The sequence below is a fragment of the Novosphingobium sp. HNCC26DJ243 genome (assembly GCF_057180545.1).
On sequence record NZ_JBXUGN010000001.1, the window covers coordinates 963,731 to 981,621 of the forward strand.

Annotated in this window: 20 protein-coding genes; 5 read left to right on the top strand and 15 right to left on the bottom strand. The window is 65.0% G+C overall.

All coding sequences use genetic code 11. The features are described from left to right. Nucleotides 1-64 precede the first annotated feature (64 nt). A complete protein-coding gene (locus tag AC2A04_RS04605) occupies nucleotides 65-1,315 on the bottom strand; it encodes a threonine ammonia-lyase (protein ID WP_484211133.1) in 1,251 nt (416 codons plus the stop codon). A 37-nt stretch (nucleotides 1,316-1,352) separates the two neighbouring features. After that, the gene (locus AC2A04_RS04610; protein ID WP_484211134.1) at nucleotides 1,353-1,730 is read right to left on the bottom strand and encodes a VanZ family protein; all 378 of its coding nucleotides are present in this window, start codon (nucleotides 1,728-1,730) and stop codon (nucleotides 1,353-1,355) included. 114 nt (nucleotides 1,731-1,844) lie between these two features. Here AC2A04_RS04610 and AC2A04_RS04615 point away from each other — a divergent pair, with 114 nt between their 5' ends. Together AC2A04_RS04615 and AC2A04_RS04620 are read left to right on the top strand one after the other, a co-directional pair. Next, nucleotides 1,845-2,765, top strand: a complete 921-nt coding sequence (locus AC2A04_RS04615; protein WP_484211135.1) for an NAD(P)-dependent oxidoreductase — start codon at nucleotides 1,845-1,847, stop codon at nucleotides 2,763-2,765. Continuing rightward, a complete protein-coding gene (locus AC2A04_RS04620; RefSeq protein ID WP_484211136.1) occupies nucleotides 2,762-4,456 on the top strand; it encodes an amidohydrolase in 1,695 nt (564 codons plus the stop codon). The genes AC2A04_RS04615 and AC2A04_RS04620 overlap by 4 nt, the downstream gene beginning before the upstream one ends. 162 nt (nucleotides 4,457-4,618) lie before the next feature. Here the strand turns inward: AC2A04_RS04620 and tatC are convergent, their stop codons facing one another. The 9 genes from tatC to AC2A04_RS04665 all read right to left on the bottom strand — a co-directional run bounded on the left by tatC (nucleotide 4,619) and on the right by AC2A04_RS04665 (nucleotide 11,961). Next, on the bottom strand, nucleotides 4,619-5,440 hold the full coding sequence (gene tatC, locus AC2A04_RS04625) for a twin-arginine translocase subunit TatC (protein ID WP_484211137.1): 822 nt from the start codon (nucleotides 5,438-5,440) through the stop codon (nucleotides 4,619-4,621). After that, entirely contained in the window at nucleotides 5,437-5,835 is a 399-nt protein-coding gene (gene tatB / locus AC2A04_RS04630; protein ID WP_484211138.1) for a Sec-independent protein translocase protein TatB, read from the bottom strand. The genes tatC and tatB overlap by 4 nt, the downstream gene beginning before the upstream one ends. Before the next feature lie 35 nt (nucleotides 5,836-5,870). Then, complete coding sequence (locus AC2A04_RS04635; protein WP_484211139.1) at nucleotides 5,871-6,110, bottom strand: twin-arginine translocase TatA/TatE family subunit; 240 nt, start codon at nucleotides 6,108-6,110, stop codon at nucleotides 5,871-5,873. Nucleotides 6,111-6,180: 70 nt separating this feature from the next. Beyond that, a complete protein-coding gene (scpB, locus tag AC2A04_RS04640) occupies nucleotides 6,181-6,804 on the bottom strand; it encodes an SMC-Scp complex subunit ScpB (RefSeq protein WP_484211140.1) in 624 nt (207 codons plus the stop codon). Continuing rightward, nucleotides 6,801-7,619, bottom strand: a complete 819-nt coding sequence (locus AC2A04_RS04645) for a segregation and condensation protein A (RefSeq protein ID WP_484211141.1) — start codon at nucleotides 7,617-7,619, stop codon at nucleotides 6,801-6,803. The genes scpB and AC2A04_RS04645 overlap by 4 nt, the downstream gene beginning before the upstream one ends. After that, nucleotides 7,619-8,635 (bottom strand): beta-N-acetylhexosaminidase, encoded by a 1,017-nt coding sequence (gene nagZ, locus AC2A04_RS04650; protein ID WP_484211142.1) that lies wholly within the window; start codon nucleotides 8,633-8,635, stop codon nucleotides 7,619-7,621. Before nagZ ends, AC2A04_RS04645 begins: the two co-directional genes overlap by 1 nt. 72 nt (nucleotides 8,636-8,707) lie before the next feature. Next, a complete protein-coding gene (locus AC2A04_RS04655; RefSeq protein ID WP_484211143.1) occupies nucleotides 8,708-9,460 on the bottom strand; it encodes an SPOR domain-containing protein in 753 nt (250 codons plus the stop codon). Nucleotides 9,461-9,489: 29 nt separating this feature from the next. After that, a complete protein-coding gene (gene argS / locus AC2A04_RS04660; RefSeq protein WP_484211144.1) occupies nucleotides 9,490-11,238 on the bottom strand; it encodes an arginine--tRNA ligase in 1,749 nt (582 codons plus the stop codon). Between the two features lie 60 nt (nucleotides 11,239-11,298). Further along, on the bottom strand, nucleotides 11,299-11,961 hold the full coding sequence (locus AC2A04_RS04665; protein WP_484211145.1) for a hypothetical protein: 663 nt from the start codon (nucleotides 11,959-11,961) through the stop codon (nucleotides 11,299-11,301). 125 nt (nucleotides 11,962-12,086) lie between these two features. Here AC2A04_RS04665 and ispH point away from each other — a divergent pair, with 125 nt between their 5' ends. Genes ispH through rnhA form a run of 3 tightly spaced genes read left to right on the top strand, consistent with a single transcriptional unit; the run spans nucleotide 12,087 to nucleotide 14,472 of the window. Beyond that, on the top strand, nucleotides 12,087-13,070 hold the full coding sequence (ispH, locus tag AC2A04_RS04670) for a 4-hydroxy-3-methylbut-2-enyl diphosphate reductase (protein WP_484211146.1): 984 nt from the start codon (nucleotides 12,087-12,089) through the stop codon (nucleotides 13,068-13,070). A 2-nt stretch (nucleotides 13,071-13,072) separates the two neighbouring features. Then, nucleotides 13,073-14,044 carry a homoserine kinase gene (gene thrB, locus AC2A04_RS04675; protein ID WP_484211147.1) on the top strand — a complete coding sequence of 324 codons (972 nt, stop codon included), beginning with the start codon at nucleotides 13,073-13,075 and terminating at the stop codon, nucleotides 14,042-14,044. After that, the gene (rnhA, locus tag AC2A04_RS04680; protein ID WP_484211148.1) at nucleotides 14,041-14,472 is read left to right on the top strand and encodes a ribonuclease HI; all 432 of its coding nucleotides are present in this window, start codon (nucleotides 14,041-14,043) and stop codon (nucleotides 14,470-14,472) included. Before thrB ends, rnhA begins: the two co-directional genes overlap by 4 nt. A gap of 195 nt (nucleotides 14,473-14,667) precedes the next feature. Here the strand turns inward: rnhA and AC2A04_RS04685 are convergent, their stop codons facing one another. The 4 genes from AC2A04_RS04685 to AC2A04_RS04700 form a co-directional block, all read right to left on the bottom strand. Then, nucleotides 14,668-15,144 carry a hypothetical protein gene (locus tag AC2A04_RS04685; protein WP_484211149.1) on the bottom strand — a complete coding sequence of 159 codons (477 nt, stop codon included), beginning with the start codon at nucleotides 15,142-15,144 and terminating at the stop codon, nucleotides 14,668-14,670. A 289-nt stretch (nucleotides 15,145-15,433) separates the two neighbouring features. Then, entirely contained in the window at nucleotides 15,434-15,616 is a 183-nt protein-coding gene (locus tag AC2A04_RS04690) for a YegP family protein (RefSeq protein ID WP_311507879.1), read from the bottom strand. A gap of 71 nt (nucleotides 15,617-15,687) precedes the next feature. Then, nucleotides 15,688-16,800: an NAD(P)/FAD-dependent oxidoreductase gene (locus AC2A04_RS04695; RefSeq protein ID WP_484211150.1), complete on the bottom strand. Its 1,113-nt coding sequence runs from the start codon at nucleotides 16,798-16,800 to the stop codon at nucleotides 15,688-15,690. Continuing rightward, nucleotides 16,797-17,819, bottom strand: coding sequence for an alpha/beta hydrolase (locus tag AC2A04_RS04700; protein ID WP_484211151.1), 1,023 nt, complete (start codon nucleotides 17,817-17,819; stop codon nucleotides 16,797-16,799). The genes AC2A04_RS04695 and AC2A04_RS04700 overlap by 4 nt, the downstream gene beginning before the upstream one ends. Nucleotides 17,820-17,891: the final 72 nt, after the last annotated feature.

Below are 17,891 nucleotides of genomic sequence, written 5' to 3' on the forward strand. Positions count from 1 at the left end.
CGCCTGATCTCCCAGTCCGGATACAGGACAGTCGGCCCGCAAAAGTTAACGCGGGCCGAATCAGTCAGCCAAGTTCGACCTGCTCGATGTGATAACCCTTGGCGCGCAGGCCCGCGACCAGGCGGTCGATCTGTTCGCGATCGCGCGCCTCGCATTCGATTTCGGCGGTAAGGCCCTTGGCCGGCAGCGAGGTGAAAATGCGCTGGTGCCAGACTTCCAGAATGTTGACCTGGTAGCGGTTGAATTCCTCGACCACCTTGAACAAGGCGCCGGGGCGATCCTGCAGCGTGATGCGCAGGCGGCCGAGGCGGCCCGAGCGCGCGAGATCGCGCAACAAAACGTTGGCAAGCAGGCGAGTGTCGATATTGCCGCCGCACAGCACGATACCCACGTTGCGCCGGGCAAAGCGTTCTCGATGGGTCATCAGCGCGGCAAGACCGGCAGCCCCCGCGCCTTCGACCACGGTCTTCTCGATCTGCAGCAGCAGGGCCACGGCGCTTTCCAGCGCGGGCTCGTCCACCAGCACGATATCATCGACAATGTGCGCGAGGACCTGCGAGGTGAATTGACCCGGTTCCTTCACCGCAATGCCCTCGGCAAGGGTGTCACCCCCGCACGGCATCTCGAGATGCTTGAGCTTTGCGTACATCGACGGGAACAGTTCGGCCTGCACGCCGATCAGCCCGATATCCGGCTTGATCCCGCGCGCCGCCGTGCCCATGCCTGAAAGCAATCCGCCGCCACCGATCGGCACCACCAGCATGTCGATCTCGGGCGCATCCTCGAGCATTTCGAGCGCGACCGTGCCCTGCCCCGCAGCAACGCGCGGATCGTCGAAGGGATGCACGAAGGTCAGGCCAAGCTCGGCTTCGAGCGCGCGGGCATGGGCATAGGCTTCGTCGAAAGTCTCACCCTCGAGCACGACCTTGCCGCCGACCGCCTCGGTCTGCATGACCTTCACCGTCGGCGTGGTCTTGGGCATCACGATCGTGACCGGCAAGCCCAACCGGGTGCCGTGATACGAAAGGCCCTGCGCATGGTTGCCCGCCGAAGCCGCGATCACGCCGCGCTCGCGCTGCTCCTGCGTGAGTTGCAGCAGCGCATTGAGCGCGCCGCGTTCCTTGTAGGCAGCGGTGAACTGCAGGTTCTCGAACTTGAGCCAGATGTTTGCGCCGGTGATCGCGCTCAGCGTCTTGCTGTAGAGCGTCGGCGTGCGCACGACTTGGCCCGCAATACGCTCCGCCGCCGCGCGAACATCGGCGAGTGTCAGCAGGTCTTGTGCCTGCACGGCTGGCTTGAGCGCTACGTTTTCCATCCGCGCGCCCTAACGGAAACTCGGGCCTTTTGGAACCTCAAGCTTTCCCTGATCGGGCAGCAATCCGCCGGAATGCCAGGACAGGCACAAGCGCTGCTGCAATCGCCAGCGAATCGGCCACCCAGTCGCGCCAGTCCGAATCGCGGTTGAGCGCAGGAATCGTCTGCACCACCTCGATCCCTGCCCCCACGAGCGAGAGCCAGAGCGCCGCGCGGAGCAGCGAGGCTTTGGGCCAGCCGGTCCCGGCAAGAACGGTCAGCGTGAAAAACGCCATCATGTGCTGAAACTTGTCGCCCAGCGCATCGGTCGGAAGTTCGGGTGGCTTGGGCAGCACGGCCATCACCAGCGCAAAGGCAAAGGCGGGCCAGAAGGCCGTGCGGGCAAGGCGGGAGAGCCTGTCGGTCCAGCGAGTCATCGCGCGGGTTCATGCCCCGGGGTCGGTATCGTGGCAAGTGCACCGGTGCCAAGGATCGTGGCAAGAGCCGCGCGGGGGCTGGCACTCCGGCCCAAAGCGGATATGAAAGCAGACATGACCGATCAATCCTTACCCACCGCCAAGCCCGTCAACGTCTCGTACCTCGGCCTCGGGGTGATGGGCGGGCCCATGGCCCGGCATCTTGCCAAGGCGGGGCATCACGTGACGATCTACAACCGCTCGCCCGCCCGTGCAGAGGCATGGCTTGCGGCAAATCCGGGCCTGTCGGTGCGCGTGGCCTCGAGCCCCGCCGAAGCGGCCGAGGGGGCCGATGCGGTGATCACCTGCGTTGGCAATGATGATGATCTTGCCGATGTCGTGTTCAGCCCCAATGGCGTGTTCTCCACGTTGCGCCGCGGCGCGCTGTTCATCGATCACACCACCGTTTCGGCGCGGATCGCGCGCCAGATCGCGGTGGAGGGTCGCGACAAGGAACTGCTCTGCGTCGATGCGCCGGTAACCGGCAGCCAGTCGGGTGCAGAAGCAGGCACGCTGTCGGTCATGTGCGGCGGAAGCGCGAAGGCTGTCGACGCAGCCCGTCCGATCCTTGCCGCCTATTCCAAGCGCGTCGTGCATGTCGGAAAGTCGGGCGCGGGCCAGACCGCGAAGATGGCCAACCAGATGTGCATTGCAGGCGCACTTGCCGGCCTGTCGGAGGCGGTGCGCTTTGCCCAGATCGCCCACCTCGACATGGACAAGGTCTACGAAGCGATTTCCGGCGGTGCCGCCCAATCGTGGCAGATGGACAACCGCTTCCACACGATGGCCAAGGACGAATTCGATTTCGGCTTTGCGGTCGACCTGATGCGCAAGGACCTCGGCCTTGCCATCGAGGAGGCGCGCACGATCGGTGCCAGCGTGCCGATGACCGCGCTTGTCGACCAGTTCTATGTCGACGTTCAGGCCATGGGCCATGGCCGCAACGATACGAGCGCCCTGATCCGCCGCTTGCCCCGCCGCAAGGCCGACAAGTGAAGCCGTTGCGCATCGCGCTGGCGGCGCTGCTCGCCGGTGCCTCGCCCGCCGCTCTGGCTGATACGCTGATCGACAACGTCCGCGGCTCGACGATCGGGACCAACGGCCAGGTCGAAGCCTTTACCGGACTGCTGTTCGACAATGCCGGGAATGTCGTGCGCGTCATCCACGCGGGCGACAGGAAGCCCAAGGCGCGCAAGGAATACCAGTACCACGTCGACGGCAAGGGCCGCGTCATGCTCCCGGGCATGATCGACGCACACGTGCACGTGATGGACATCGGCTTTGCCGCGCTGACGCTCGACCTGTCGGACACGACCTCGCTCGCGCAGGCGCTCGACCGGATCGCGAAGTTTGCCGCCGAACACCCTGATCGGCCGTGGATCATCGGCCGGGGCTGGAATCAGGAGACGTGGAAGCTTGGCCGCTTTCCTACCGCCGCAGAACTCGATGCGGTTACCGGTAACCGGCCAGTCTGGCTCGAACGCATCGACGGACACGCCGGATGGGCCAACAGCGCTGCGCTGAAGGCAGCAGGCCTCTCGGCTGCGACCAAGGACCCTGCCGGCGGCAAGATCGAGCGCAACGCAGATGGGAGCCCGCAGGGCGTTCTGGTGGATGCCGCGATGGAACTTGCCAAGGCCAGCGTGCCGCCACCCCGGCCCGACGACCGCGACACGGCCTTTGCCACGGCACAGCAGATCCTGTTCAAGCGCGGGGTCACCGCCGTGGCCGACATGGGCACCTCGATCGAGGACTGGCAGACCTTTCGCCGCGCGGGCGATGTCAACCGACTCTATGTCCGCGTCATGGCCTATGCCGCAGGCGTGGACCAGATGGTGCTCATCGGCGGGCCCGGCCCTTCGCCCTGGCTCTATGCCGACCGCCTGCGCCTCAATGGCGTGAAGCTCTATCTGGATGGCGCGCTCGGTTCGCGCGGTGCCCATCTCAAGACCCCTTACACTGATGCACCGGGCACGCGCGGGCTCCCGCAAATTTCGCAGACGCAGCTTGGCAACCTGATGAGCCGCGCTGCCATGGACAATTTCCAGGTGGCCATTCACGCCATCGGCGATCAGGCCAACGCCACGGCTGTCAGCGCCATCCAGGATCTTTCCGAGACGTACAAGGGTGACCGGCGCTGGCGAATCGAACACGCCCAGATCGTCGACCCGAAAGACTTTGCCCGCTTTGCCGCTTCAGGTGCCATCGCCTCGATGCAACCCGTTCACCAGACCTCCGACCGCCTGATGGCCGAAGCGCGTCTGGGCCCGGACCGGCTCGCCGGGGCTTATGCGTGGAAATCGCTGCAGAGTGCGGGCGCGAGGCTTGCCTTCGGGTCCGATGCGCCGGTCGAGATCGCCGATCCCTGGGCCGGCTTTGCCGCCGCGATCAGCCGTCAGGGGCCCGACGGCGTCCCCGCCGGCGGCTGGCAGCCGCAGGAACGGCTTGATCGCACATCCGCTTTCGCTGCCTATACCAGCGGCGCCGCGTTCGCTGGTTTTGCCGAAAAGCGCTTCGGCCGACTGGCCCCGGGCCTTCGCGCCGATTTCATTCTGGTCGATACCGATCCGCTCGTCGCGCCGCCAGAACAGGTCCGCGCAACGCGTGTGCTGGAAACATGGGTGGGCGGTGGCCTTATCTGGTCTGCCGAAGAAAAGGTGGAAACCGGCAAGGCGGACACGCGTTAAACAGCCTGACGCGGAAGGCGGACGACCGGAGACGGTTCGAGGCTGCGTTGCAAAGGCCTGCACCGCTCTCTCACCAGCAGGTGTTGCGGCCCCTACGCGGGGTCTGTATCAACATTCGAAGCGGGGGCTGCGGCCCCCGTTTCCCGTTCTGGACAGGAGCGGTCAGGGCAGCAGCGGTGGCTGCTCGCCGGCGGGAAGCGCCACCAGTTCGCCCGCTTCTTCTTCCGCCTTGCGACGGGCGTCTGCGCGCTCGGTAAAGCGCATTAGCAGCAGCGTGCCCTCGAACAGGATGAGCAGCGGAATCGCGAGCATGAGCTGCGATACGACATCGGGCGGCGTTGCCACGGTTGCTACCGCAAAGATCACCACGATGGCGTAGCGCCGCGCCTTGACCAGTTGGTCGCGGCTGACGATCCCCGCGCGGTTGAGCAGCATCAGCAGAACGGGCAGCAGGAAGCTGATCCCGAATGCGAGAATGAACTGCATGACGAGGCTGAGGTAATCGCCGGTCCCCGGCAATGCCTCGAGCTGAAGTCCACCCTTGTTGCCTTCAAAGCCAAGGAACCACTTGAACGCGGTCGGCATCACGACGAAGTAGGCAAGGCTCGCGCCCATCGTGAACAGGATCGGCGTGGCCAGAAGAAACGGCAGGAACGCCCTCTTTTCCTTGGCATAAAGCCCCGGTGCGACGAACGCCCAGAGCTGGTTGGCGATCACCGGAAAGCTGATGAAGAACGCCGCGAACATCGAGACCTTCAACTCGACGAAGAACGCTTCGTAGAGCTTGGTATAGATCAGCTTGCCCTGCCCCGGCGGGAACGCGACGACGAGGGGACGTGCAAGGATCGCGAAGATGTCGTCGGCAAAGTAGAAGCACACCGCAAAGGCGATCAGCATGGCATAGACGCAGCGCAACAGACGGGTGCGCAATTCGAGCAGATGGTCGAGCAGCGGTGCCTGGCTCTCGTCGATATCGCGGATCATGGCTGCGAACTCGCAGGGCCCGGAACGTCGTGCAGTTTGGTTTCAGGCGGCATCGGCCCGACCATGACCGGCGCGCTGTCACCCGAGGGCAGCGGGTCGTTCTGATCCTCAGCCGCAGCCGGGGTCTGGCCCTCGGCGGCCGCAGCAGCAGCTTCCTGAGCCGCCGTCTCGCGCATGATGCGCTCGTTCTGCTCTTTCCACTTGCGCTCCATCTCTTCCAGCTCCGCCTCGCGGATCATGGTTTCGATGCCTGAACGGAAGTGGTTGGACATGGCGCGCATTTTCGCCACCCAGCGCCCTGCGGTTCTCAGCGCCATGGGCAGGTCCTTCGGGCCGATCACGACGATCGCCACGATGACCAGCACCAGCAGTTCGGAAGCGCCGATGTCAAACACGGCTTGGGGCCCTCAGCGGACTTGCGATGTCGGGCTTACTGCGCCTGATCGTTGGACGTCGGCTGCGGAGCCGGCTGCGCGACAGGCGGGACCTGCTGCTGTATCTGTGCGGGCGGGGGCGGAACCGGCTTGTTGTCCTCTTCATGCATGCCCTGCTTGAAGCTTTTGATGCCCTTGCCGAAATCGCCCATCATTTCGGAAATGCGGCCACGGCCGAACAGGATCAGCACGACCAGCGCCAGCACGATCAGGTGCGGAAGGGAAAGACCACCCATGTCACAAACTCCTTTGCGCCTCTCCTGAAGCGCGAGACCCTAGATAGGAAGTCCGGTCGCCTCTGACCAGTCAATCCGTTTCGATGTTTTCGCGATCTTCGCCTGACGGCTCGTGCGCTTCCGTGTCGTCATCGCCCGCCCCCGTCAAGACGGCAAAGGCCTCTTCAACCGGATCGAGCAGCCCCGCTGCGCGCAATTCTTCGATTCCGGGCAGATCCCGTCGCGATTGCAGGCCGAAATGCGTCAGGAAATCGGGCGTAGTCGCATAGATCGTCGGCCGCCCCGGAACCTCGCGGCGTCCCGCGATGCGGATCCATCCCGCTTCCAGCAGGACATCGAGCGTGCCCTTGGCCGTCTGGACGCCGCGGATCGCCTCGATCTCGGCCCGACTCACCGGCTCGTGATAGGCGATGATTGCCAGGGCTTCGGTAGCCGCGCGCGAAAGCCGGCGTGGCTCTTCCTTTTCGCGCCGAAGCAGATGAGCAAGGTCCGACGCGGTCTGGAAATGCCAACGTCCACCGCGCTCGACCAAGGCGATGCCGCGCTCGGCATAGAACGCCGCAAGCTCGGCAAGCACGCAGGACACTTCGGCACCGCCCAGATGAGCGGAAATCTCGTGCGCCGTCATCGGCTGCTCGGAAGCAAAAAGCGTCGCCTCGACCGCGCGCACAAGATCATCGGGGCGCTCGTTCATGCTGCCCGTCCGGCGCTGGCTGAAGGAGCCGCGCGGAGCATCAGCGGGCCGAACGCTACATCCTGCGCGATTTCGGCCCTGCCCTGCTTGGCCAGTTCGAGCGCCGCCAGAAAGCTAGAGGCAAGCGCCGACTTGCGCAGCAGCGGATCGGCATCAAGCGGCAGGAACGCGCGCAAATCGGTCCACTCCATCGCGATGCCCAGCATCTTGGATACCCGCGCAAGCGCCGCATCGAGCGTCATCACCGCCCGTTCGCGGACCATGTGCACTACCGGGTGGTTGCGCTGCTTGATCGCGCCATAGGCCTGGATCAGCGAAAAGATGTCGCACTTCCACAAGGCCTTGCGATCCACGCGCAGGCCTTCGGGCGCGCCACGGACGAAGACGTCGCGCCCGACGCGATCCCGCCCCATGAGCCGTGCTCCCGCCTCGCGCATCGCGCCAAGCCGCTGCAGGCGCAGTTGCAGCTTGAGCGCGAGTTCCTCGGGACTGGGCTGCACTTCGGGATCGCGCGGCAGCAGCAGCAAGGACTTCAGATAGGCGAGCCACGCCGCCATCACCAGATAGTCCGCCGCCAGCTCCAGCTTCAGCGCTTCGGCCTGCCCGATGTAGCTGAGATACTGGTCGACGAGGTCAAGGATCGAGATCGTCCGCAGATCGACCTTCTGGCGCCGGGCAAGCTCGAGCAGGAGATCGAGCGGACCTTCCCAGCCATCGAGTTCGAGATAGAGCGCGGCATCATCCGTGGCCGCCGTGGCAACGCCGTCCCACGCCTCGTCGCCTGCAAACAGGGTCGGAGAGGTGGCATCTTCCATCACGCGAGATCCAGCAACCGGTCGCGCGTGGCGAAAAGCGTGGACTGCACGGTCAGATCGGCAGGACCATCGAACGCCGCGGTCGGTGCCAGGGCCCGCTCAAGCCGCGCGGCGGTTTTCGCGCCCATCGGCTCCAGCGCTTTGGCAATACCGACCATGTCATCCATTTTCGCCCAGCAGTTGAGCGCCAGATCACAGCCCGCCGCCTGCGCCCGCGCCGCACGATCGGGCACGCTGCCGCCAAGGGCCTGCATGTCGAGATCGTCTGTCAGGAGCAGGCCATCGAAGCCAATCGTCTTGCGGATGATCTCTTCGATCACGAACGGCGAGAGCGTGGCCGGGTTCTCGGCATCCCACGCGGTGAACCGCAAGTGGCCGGTCATGGCGATCGCGGCATCCTTGAGCGTCCGGAACGGCGCAAGATCCTGCCCAAGCTCCTCGGCCGACGCGGTGACCAGCGGCGTTTCCTTGTGGCTGTCGACCAGCGAGCGGCCATGGCCGGGCATGTGCTTGACCACGCCCGCAATTCCTGCGCGCGCCAGCCCGTCGAGCGTGGCCCGGCCGAGCGCCGCCACGCGCATCGGCTCTGATCCCAGCGCGCGATCGCCGATCACGTCGTGCGCGCCGGGCTGGCGCACGTCGAGCAAGGGCAGGCAGTCGACACTGATGCCCGCCTCGGCCAGATCAAGCCCGAGCGCGTGGGCATTGCTGCGCGCCGCCTCGATCGCGCTGGCAGGTGCAACGTCATAGAGCCGGTCGAATCGTTCACCGGGGGGGTAGGCCGCCCATACCGGAGGCTTCATCCGGGCTACGCGGCCGCCTTCCTGGTCGATGCAGATGAAGGTCCGCTCCCGCCCGTGAAGGGCGCGCAATTCATCGGTCAGTGCGCGGACCTGCGCGCGGTTGTCCACATTGCGTCCGAACAGGATGTAGCCCGCCGGATCGGCATCGCGGAAGAAGGCCCGCTCATCATCAGTCAGGGTCAGGCCCGATAGCCCGAAGATCGCCGGAAGCATGGGCGCAGGACTCGCGCAAACCCGGCGTATTCTCAAGGCCGGGTTCGCGCTTGGCGGGGGAAAACTAAGACGTCAGCGCTTTACCTGGCACTTGAGCCCGCCCGCCTGCAGCTTCTGGCACAGCGCGCTGGCCGAAGAGAGATCGGACGCCACCGCCTGCAGACGATAGACCGTGCCGATATCGGCCTTGCCTTCGATCACGCGGTGCGAAAGGCCCTTGAGCGCTTCGTGCGTCGAGGAAAGCTTGCTCCAGGCTGCTTCAGCCGTCGCGTTCGACGAGAACGCCCCGACCTGCACACCGATGCCGCCCGTTGCGGGCGCGGATGCCGGAGCCGAAGCCGCAGACGACGAGGCACTGGGCTTTGCGGCGGGAGCGGCCGTCGGCACGGGCGAGGCCGTCCCGGCGAGGTTCGCGGCAGGCTTTTCACCCTCGCTCACCTTGAAGCTCGAATCACCGGTGCCTGCGAAGGTCTTGCCGCCCGGATCGCTAGGCGCGACCTTGTAGGGTTCCTTGCTCGCCTCGATCAGGCTGCCATCGGCATTGGCCGGACCGCTGGCGCGGTTGGTTGCATACCAGATGCCGCCGATCAGCGCGGCGAGAACCATGAGGCCGATGACCGCAAAGCCGATCAGACGGCCATTGCCGCTATCGTCTTCCTCGCCATCGATGTCGTCGGCGCTTTCCAGCCACGGCAGGCGTTCTTCCTCGCCAAGGGCCAGCCGCTCGCCCGCGCTATCGTCAGCGCCAAGCTCTGCCGAGACGTCGAACGGCTTGCCTGCGCCGAGGCCCTGCTCGTCCCAGGAATTCTGTTCGTCACCACCCATGATCGCGCCCCTGCCCGTTAACTCTTGCGTCAAAGCTCTTCCGCGGCCTCGACACCCAGCAGCGCGAGACCGTTCTTCACTACCTGCCCGATTTGCGCGGCGAGGAAAAGGCGCGCTGCAGTCAATGCGGAGTCATGTGCCACAATGAAGCGCTTCTCGGGCCGGTCATTCCCGAGATTGTAGTAGGAGTGGAATGCCGAGGCGAGATCGTGAAGGAAGAAGGCAATGCGGTGCGGCTCGCGCGCGGCGGCAGCGGCCTCGACCGTGCGCGGGAACTGCGCCGCCAGTTTGACCAGCGCCAGTTCCTCCTCGCCCAGCAATGCAAGGTTTTCCGATGCCGGGGCAAAGCCCTCGTCCGCACCCTTGCGGATGTTACGGCAGATACGCGCGTGGGCATACTGGACGTAGAACACGGGGTTGTCCTTCGATGCCTCGACCACCTTGGCGAAATCGAAATCCATCTGCGCATCGGGCTTGCGCGTGAGCATGGTGAACCGCACCACGTCCTTGCCGACCTCATCGACGACATCGGAAAGCGTCACGAAGTTGCCGGAGCGCTTCGACATCTTCACCGGTTCGCCATCGCGCAGCAGCTGAACCATCTGCACCAGCTTGACCTCGAACGGCTTGGGGCTGCCGCCGTCGGCGCTCGTCAGAGCGGCCACGGCTGCCTTGATCCGCTTGACCGTACCGGCATGGTCCGCACCCCAGATGTCTACCAGCGCGTCGGCATTCTGCGCCTTCTGGAAGTGATAGGCGAGATCGGCGCCGAAATAGGTCCAGGCCCCGTTCGACTTCTTGATCGGCCGGTCCTGATCGTCGCCGAACCGGGTTGAACGGAACAGCGGCAGCTCCACTGCTTCCCAGTCTTCCGGGGTCTTGCCCTTGGGCGCTTCGAGCACGCCGTCATAGACGAGATCATGCGCGCGCAGCCACGCTTCGGCGGCATCGACCTTGCCCGAGGCCTGCAGTTCAGCTTCGGACGAGAACAGGTCGTGCCGGATGCCGAGCGTGGCAAGATCGGCGCGGATCATGTCCATCATCGCGGCAACCGCGCGCGTGCGGAAGAGGATCAGCCAGTCGGCTTCGGGAGCGGCAGCATACGTGTCACCGAATTCGGTGGCGAGCGCCTGTCCCACCGGGACGAGATATTCGCCGGGATAGAGGCCCTCGGGAATCTCCACCGTTTCGCCGAGCGCTTCGCGGTAACGCATGTGGACCGAGCGCGCGAGCACATCAACCTGCGCACCCGCATCGTTGACGTAGTATTCCTTGATGACCTTGTGCCCGCTGTAGGCGAGCAGGTCGGCCAGGGCATCGCCGACAACCGCGCCGCGACAATGGCCCATGTGCATCGGACCGGTCGGGTTGGCCGAAACGTACTCGACGTTGACGACCTTGCCGCCGCCCATGTCGGAACGGCCATAGTCCGCACCCGCCAAGCCAATCAGCGCGAGTTCGCCACGCCAAGCCTCGTCGGTCAGACGCAGGTTGATGAAGCCGGGGCCGGCGATTTCGGCCGAAACGACGCGCGGCTCCTTTTCCAGCTCGGCCACCAGCAGCGCGGCGAGCGCCCGCGGGTTGGTGCCGGCAGGCTTGGCGAGCACCATCGCGGCGTTCGTCGACAGATCGCCATGCGAGGGATCGCGCGGAGGCTCGCACGTGACCGCGCCTCGGTTGAGGCCTTCGGGCAGCGAGCCCGCCGCTTCAAGCGCCGTCAGCGCAGCGTCGATTACCCGAGCAAAGTCGGCATGGAGATTGATCTGGCCAGTAGTCATGGCCGCGCGACTAGCGGAATCGCGGCAAAAGCGAAAGGGCGCTATGCGCGCCCTCCCTGATCAACGCCGAACGTTGTACTGGAGCTGGTCGTTGGTCAGCTGGAAGCCCACCAGAAGCTCGAAATTTGCCTTGGCGAGCGCGGCCTTCACATCGGGCTGCGACAGCGGATCGATGGCGGCGTCCTCGTCGCCCGCGCGGCGCTTGCGCGAGATGCGCTTGACGATGTCTTCGGGCAATGCTGCCTCGGCCTTTTCGACATAGGCACCGGCGACGCCCTTGCCCGTCGCGCGGTCCTGGCCGTCGGCAAATTCCACCACGACCTTGCCGATGCGCTTGGCAACAACGGTGTTGCCGCCGCGCACGACGGTCGAGAAATAGGGCAGTTCGACGCGGCGGGCACCGCGCGTGTCGGTGCGGCGCGCAAGCACGTCGAAAGTCGCCTGCGAATAGAGCTTGTCGCCATCGGTGCAGGTCGAGCGAACGTTGGTCATCGTCGCCACGACATCGACAGCGGCCGAATCGGTGCGTGCAGGATCCGAAAACAGCGTCATGTCGCCTGTGTAGTCAGGCACGCCAACGCGCGGGCAGGGATCGCGCAACGCCTTAACGCCAACCGCCTCATCGACGACCAGTTCGCCACGGCCACCGCCGCAGGCCGAAAGCGCAAGTGCCATAACAAGCGGAGCGCCCAGCAGGACCAATCGACGGGCGGATGCGATCATGGGCACTCAATCCTTGGCAAAAGCTGCATCGACGGCGCCACGGCACCACCGTTTGCGCCACCTCTACTCACCACAACCGCTTTCGGCAATGGCAGGCGGGCGAGCTTGCTGCTAAGGGCCTCGGCATGAACGCCAGCTTGCCAGACGCGCCCTCCGGATCGGGCTCCAACCGCCTCCTCCCCCTGCGCCTTCTTATCGCCGCGCCGCGCGGCTTCTGCGCCGGGGTGGACCGCGCGATCGAGATCGTGGAACGCTCCATCGAACGCTATGGCGCACCGGTCTATGTCCGGCACGAGATCGTCCACAACCGCTTCGTCGTCGATGGGCTCAAGGCCAAGGGCGCGGTCTTCGTCGAGGAACTGGACCAGGTGCCCGATGGCGCGCCGGTCGTGTTCTCGGCCCACGGCGTGCCCAAGGCTGTTCCCGAGACCGCGACCGAGCGTGGGCTCGACTGGCTTGACGCCACCTGCCCGCTGGTGAGCAAGGTTCACCGCCAGGCAGAGCGCCAGGTTGAGGCCGGGCGGCACATCCTGTTCATCGGCCACAAGGGCCATCCCGAAGTGATCGGAACGATGGGCCAGGTCGACGACGGCGCGATCACGCTGGTCGAGACGGTCGAAGACGTGGCAGCGCTCTCCTTCCCGCCCGAGACGCCGCTCGCCTTCCTTACGCAGACGACGCTCTCGGTCGATGACACGGCAGAGATCGTCGAGGCGCTGCGCCAGCGCTTCCCTGCAATCGCCGGGCCCAAGGCCGAGGACATCTGCTATGCTACCTCGAACCGTCAGGCTGCGGTCAAGGCCATTGCCGAGGCGTGCGATCTGCTGCTCGTCATCGGCGCGCCCAACAGCTCCAATTCCTTGCGCCTCGTCGAGGTTGCCGAGCGCCTTGGCACGCCTTCGCGCCTGATCCAGCGCGCCAGCGAGATCGAGCCGGCATGGCTCGACGGCGTGGACACGCTGGGACTTACCGCCGGTGCCTCCGCGCCCGAAGTGCTGGTGCGCGAAGTCGTCGCCCGGATTTCCGAACTGCGCACGGTGACAGAAGAGACCGTGACGACCGCCGAGGAAAAGATGGTCTTCAAGCTGCCTCGCCAGCTGGTCGACTGACGATGGCGGTCTATACCCAGATCGGCGCCGAAGAGATGGCGGCGCTCATCGGCGATTTCGGGGTCGGCGAACTGGTCTCGGCCAAGGGCATTGCCGAGGGCGTTTCCAATTCGAACTGGCTGCTGGAAACCACCGGCCAGGACGGCAGCGGCGCGCGCTTCATCCTGACGATGTATGAATTTCGCATCGAGCTGGAAGACCTGCCCTACTTCCTCTCGCTGCTCGATCACCTTGCGGCCAAGGGCTGCCCGGTGCCGCGCACGATCCATGATCGCAACGGCGCGCTCTACCGCATGCGTGGTGACAAGGCGCTCGCACTGATCGAATTCCTGCCCGGCGTCTCGGTCAGCGATCCTACGCCCGGTCAGGCGCGCGCAGTGGGCAAGGCCCTTGCGCAATTGCACCTCGCATCGGCTGATTTTCCGGGCACCCGCGCCAACGCGATGGGCCTTGCCGAATGGCAGCGCCTGTTCGACGCCTGCGGGCCTGATGGCCTTGCCGCAATTGATCCCGACCTTGCCGCCATCGTCGCGGACCACCTGCCGGGCATTGCCGCCGCATGGCCGACCGACCTTCCCCGCTCGGTGATCCACGCCGACCTGTTCCCCGACAACGTCCTGATGCTGGGCGACAGGGTCTCGGGCCTGATCGACTTCTACTTCGCCTGCAACGACCTGATGGCCTACGACGTCGCGGTCACCCATGCCGCGTGGTGCTTCGATGCCACGGGCCGCACGTTCCGCGAAGACCTCTCCGCCGCGCTGCTCCAAGGCTATGAAAGTCTGCGGCCTCTGCTGCCGGAGGAACGTGCCGCCCTGCCGCTGCTCGCACAAGGCGCCGCGCTGCGTTTCACCTCGACCCGCGCCTATGACTGGCTCAACACGCCTGCCGATGCACTGGTCACGCGCAAGGACCCGATGGCCTTTGCCCGCCGCCTTCAGTTCTACGCCGCCAACCCGAAGGTCTTTGCATGAAGCACGTCGAGATTTTCACCGACGGCGCGTGCAAGGGCAATCCCGGCAAGGGCGGCTGGGGCGCGCTGCTGCGCATGGGCGAACGCGAGAAGGAAATGGCCGGTTCCGAACGCGATACGACCAACAACCGCATGGAACTGATGGGCGCGATCCGCGCGCTGGAGGCGCTCAAGCAGCCCTGCCAGGTAACCCTCCACACCGACAGCAAATACGTGATCGACGGCATCACCAAATGGATCTTCGGCTGGCAGAAAAAGGGCTGGAAAACCGCCGACAACAAGCCGGTCAAGAACGAAGACCTCTGGCGCGCACTGGTCGAAGCCGTCCGCCCGCACAAGGTCGAATGGATCTGGGTCAAGGGCCACGACGGTCACCCGGAAAACGAACGCGTGGACAAGCTGGCCAGCGACGCGGCGGTGGCGGCTTGAGGGGTTTGTGGGCGGTCTTTCGCCCGTTTGCTACGTCGTCCCGGACCTGATCCGGGACCCCGCTGCCTACTTTCACTTCAGGTGTGGCGCTGAACCCCAAGAAAAGCGGGGCCCCGGATCAAGTCCGGGGCGACGGCGGGTTTTGGGGTTTGGCATTTAGTGAGCGAGTGACTGGTTTGGGGTGGTTTTCTGCCATTAAGCGGCTTGGCAATCAGCGCTATTGCTGGGACGATAGGGCAGCCAGCGACCGTCTTGAGCGAGGATCCTAAAGCCTTCGAGATCACCTGCTTCGAACACGCCGTGGACTTGATCACCGACCACCCGGAAGAAGGGCATGAATACGCCGATGCCTTTACGGTCGATCGCAAACTCGTAAACGGAAGCTTTCAATTCCACCCGAAGTGGAGACTCCGCTGTCAGAACGAGGCCGCCCTTCAGCCGTTCAAGGTGGAAGCCTATTGTAGGAAAACCAGCCTGAAGGACTTGCAAGCCTTTCAAGTCGAGCCTGATCCTTGGAGCGTTCGGTGACGTATAACAGCCAAAAACGCTATCGTTTTTGGGTGGAGGTTGAGGTGCAGGTCTGAACCAGGTGTAGGCAAAAAATAAAGGTGCAAGCACAAGCGGGACGATCCGAAAAAACCTACTGAACTCGTCTTCACTGTCGCTCTGCATGCCGCACTTTCGCGCATCGCCTCAAAGTCCGCAATGGCGTCGTATCCGGATTGGCAGCTTCTGGGCGTTTCCCCCGGTTATCGGCCCTGATCCCGCCCTGCGTCTGCCGAGGCCGAGCTTTTCCTGACGTGGGCATCATTCGAGAGGTCTGAAGGACATTAGCCCTCTCCCCTTGAGGGGAGAGGGTTGGGAGAGGGGAGCGCGCGCCGCCCGAGCCCCTCTCAACTTCGGCTAGGCAGGCAAGCTGCCAAGCCTTCGTATCTCTCCCCTCAAGGGGAGAGAGCACGCATCAATCAACCGTGGTATCCACCACCTCAGCCCCCGGCCCGTTCTTCAAAATCGACTCAATCGCGTTCTTGGCGCTGGCCTTGCTCTTGTAGCCTTCGGTCCAGAAAATCGTTTCGCTATTGTGGCAGAAATAGGCGACGAACTCGCCGGCCTTGTTTTCGCGGATTTCGAAACGGTGTGCCATCGTGATTCCCCTCAGGTGATCCCGAAGAGAGCCTATCATGCAAAGTCGTGCGGAAAAGCGGCAATCCGGTCCTATCCGGCGGTAGTGAATCGCCCTGGCGCATAGACAGCGGCGTCGATCCCGTCGGTCAGACCGTCACGGGGCAAGCCCAGCAGCAATTGCGCGGCGAGCCTTGCGGCGGCCGGTGCGGTCTGAATGCCGAAGCCGCCTTGTCCGGCGAACCAGAACAGGCCGACCGCTTGCGCGTCAAAGCCGAACACCGGCAAGCGGTCGGGCGCGAAAGAGCGCAATCCGGCCCAGCGGCGCTCCATTGCCTCGATTTTCCAGTCAACGACCTGCGCAAACCGGTCGATGGCAATGGCGACGTCGAGTTCCTCGGGTGCGGCATCGCCCGCGACGTCGGGAATCTCGTCGTGAGGGGAGAGCCACAGCCGCCCGCCCTGTGGCTTGAAGTAGAAGTCCTCATTGATGCCAAGCGTCAGGGGCAGGTTCTCGTCCGGGGCAGGATCGGTGCGCAGCTGCACGATCGTGCGGCGCAAGGGCCGGATGCCGAGCGCTTTCGCCCCGGCCTTGACCGCAACGTCGTCAGCCCACGCACCAGCGGCATTGGCGAGAATCGCGCAGCGTGCCTCGCCGCCGTTCCACGCGATCCGCCAGCCCTCGCCTTCGCGCTCGATCCGCTCCACCCGCGCGCGGACGCGCAACACGGTGCCTGTCCGCTGCGATGCCGTAAGATAGTGCTGGTGCAGCGCGGCCACGTCGATGTCGGCGCAGGCCGGTTCCCACGCGCCGACGACCCATTCAGGACGCAATCCCGGCACGCGTTGCTCGAGCGCGGCACGATCCTGAAGGTGCAGCGTCGCGCCAAGCGCGGAAAACTTTGCGACAAAGGCCTCGACCTTGTCGCGGTCGGCGGCCCGGCCGATGTTGAGCGCACCGCGCGGGGACAGATACCCCCCCTCGCGCAAGAAGCGCCCCGATGCCATGGTCAGCGGGAAGACGCCCGGTCCGCCATAGGTCTCCTCCCAGAACGCCGCCGAGCGCCCGGTTGTGTGATAGCCGGGAGTCTCTTCGGCCTCGACCAGCAGGACGCGCGCGTGTGGAGCGCATTCGGCGGCAAGGCTTGCACCCGCGATGCCGGCCCCGATGATCGCAACGTCGAAGTCTTCGGCAGCAAGATTCACGCAGGCGCGCCCTCATCAGACATGGGCGCTTCAGGTTGGGGCCCGTCAGGCTGGGGCGCGAGGCGGTCGAGGAAGTCGTCGATCACCTGCAGCACCTTGTCGCGGACCGGGTCGACCTCGCGCAGAAGCTCGTGCCGCGCCTCCTTGCCCCAGGTGACCAGTTGGGCGCGCGGCAGGCGGCGGGCGGCGCGGTCAATCGCCTTCCACGAAACCAGCCCGTCATGGCGCGCGGCAAGCAGCAGCACGGGCACATCGACCGCCTCGAGCAGACCGGGCGTATCGAGCACCAGCATCGAGGCATAGCCCCGCTCGACCCAGCGCCAGCTGCCCGGTCCCATGCCGAGTTCCGGCCGCGCCGTCTTCCAGTGGGTTTCGTCCTCATAGCGGGCCTCGTCATGCGTCAGCAGCATGCTGCGCGTCGCGACGCTCGCGCCCGGCTTTTCGCTGGTCTTCCATGCGGGCCGCCGGGGATCGCCGATTCGGCACATCGCCTCGGCCACCCGGTGCAGCAACCGATTCGGCCCCGGGGTCAGGAATCCGAGCATCGGTGCGCTCAGGACGACCGCAACAGGGTTAATCCGCTTTTCGGCGACCGCTCTCAAAACGAGATGCCCGCCCATCGAATGGCCCACGATCACATGCGGCGCGGGAGTAGATTTCACCCATTCTTCCCAGAATGCGCCAAGGTCATCCAGCCACACCGAATAGTCCTCGACATGGCCCGTCGTGGGGTGATCCGCCAGCCGTCCGGACCCGGCCTGTCCGCGCCAGTCCAGAGCGGTTACGCGCCAACCCTCGCCATACCAATAATCCAGTGATTCCAGATACTTTTCATAGAAATCACCGCGCCCTGGCAGAAAGAGCAGAGACCCGCGAAAGTGGCCTGCGGCCGCTTGGCCAGCCTGCCCCGGCCAGTCGATCCGGCGGATGAGGTGGCCGTCGCGTGCAACCCACATCGCCTCTCGTGCAGCCTCGGGAATCGCGCGGCGGTCAATGGCCTCACCCGTGCCGAAATCCATGAAGCGCCATCTCCACATGACGCAATTCCGCGCCAAGGTTTGGTTACCGTTTGGTAAGTGATTGTCCCGTAT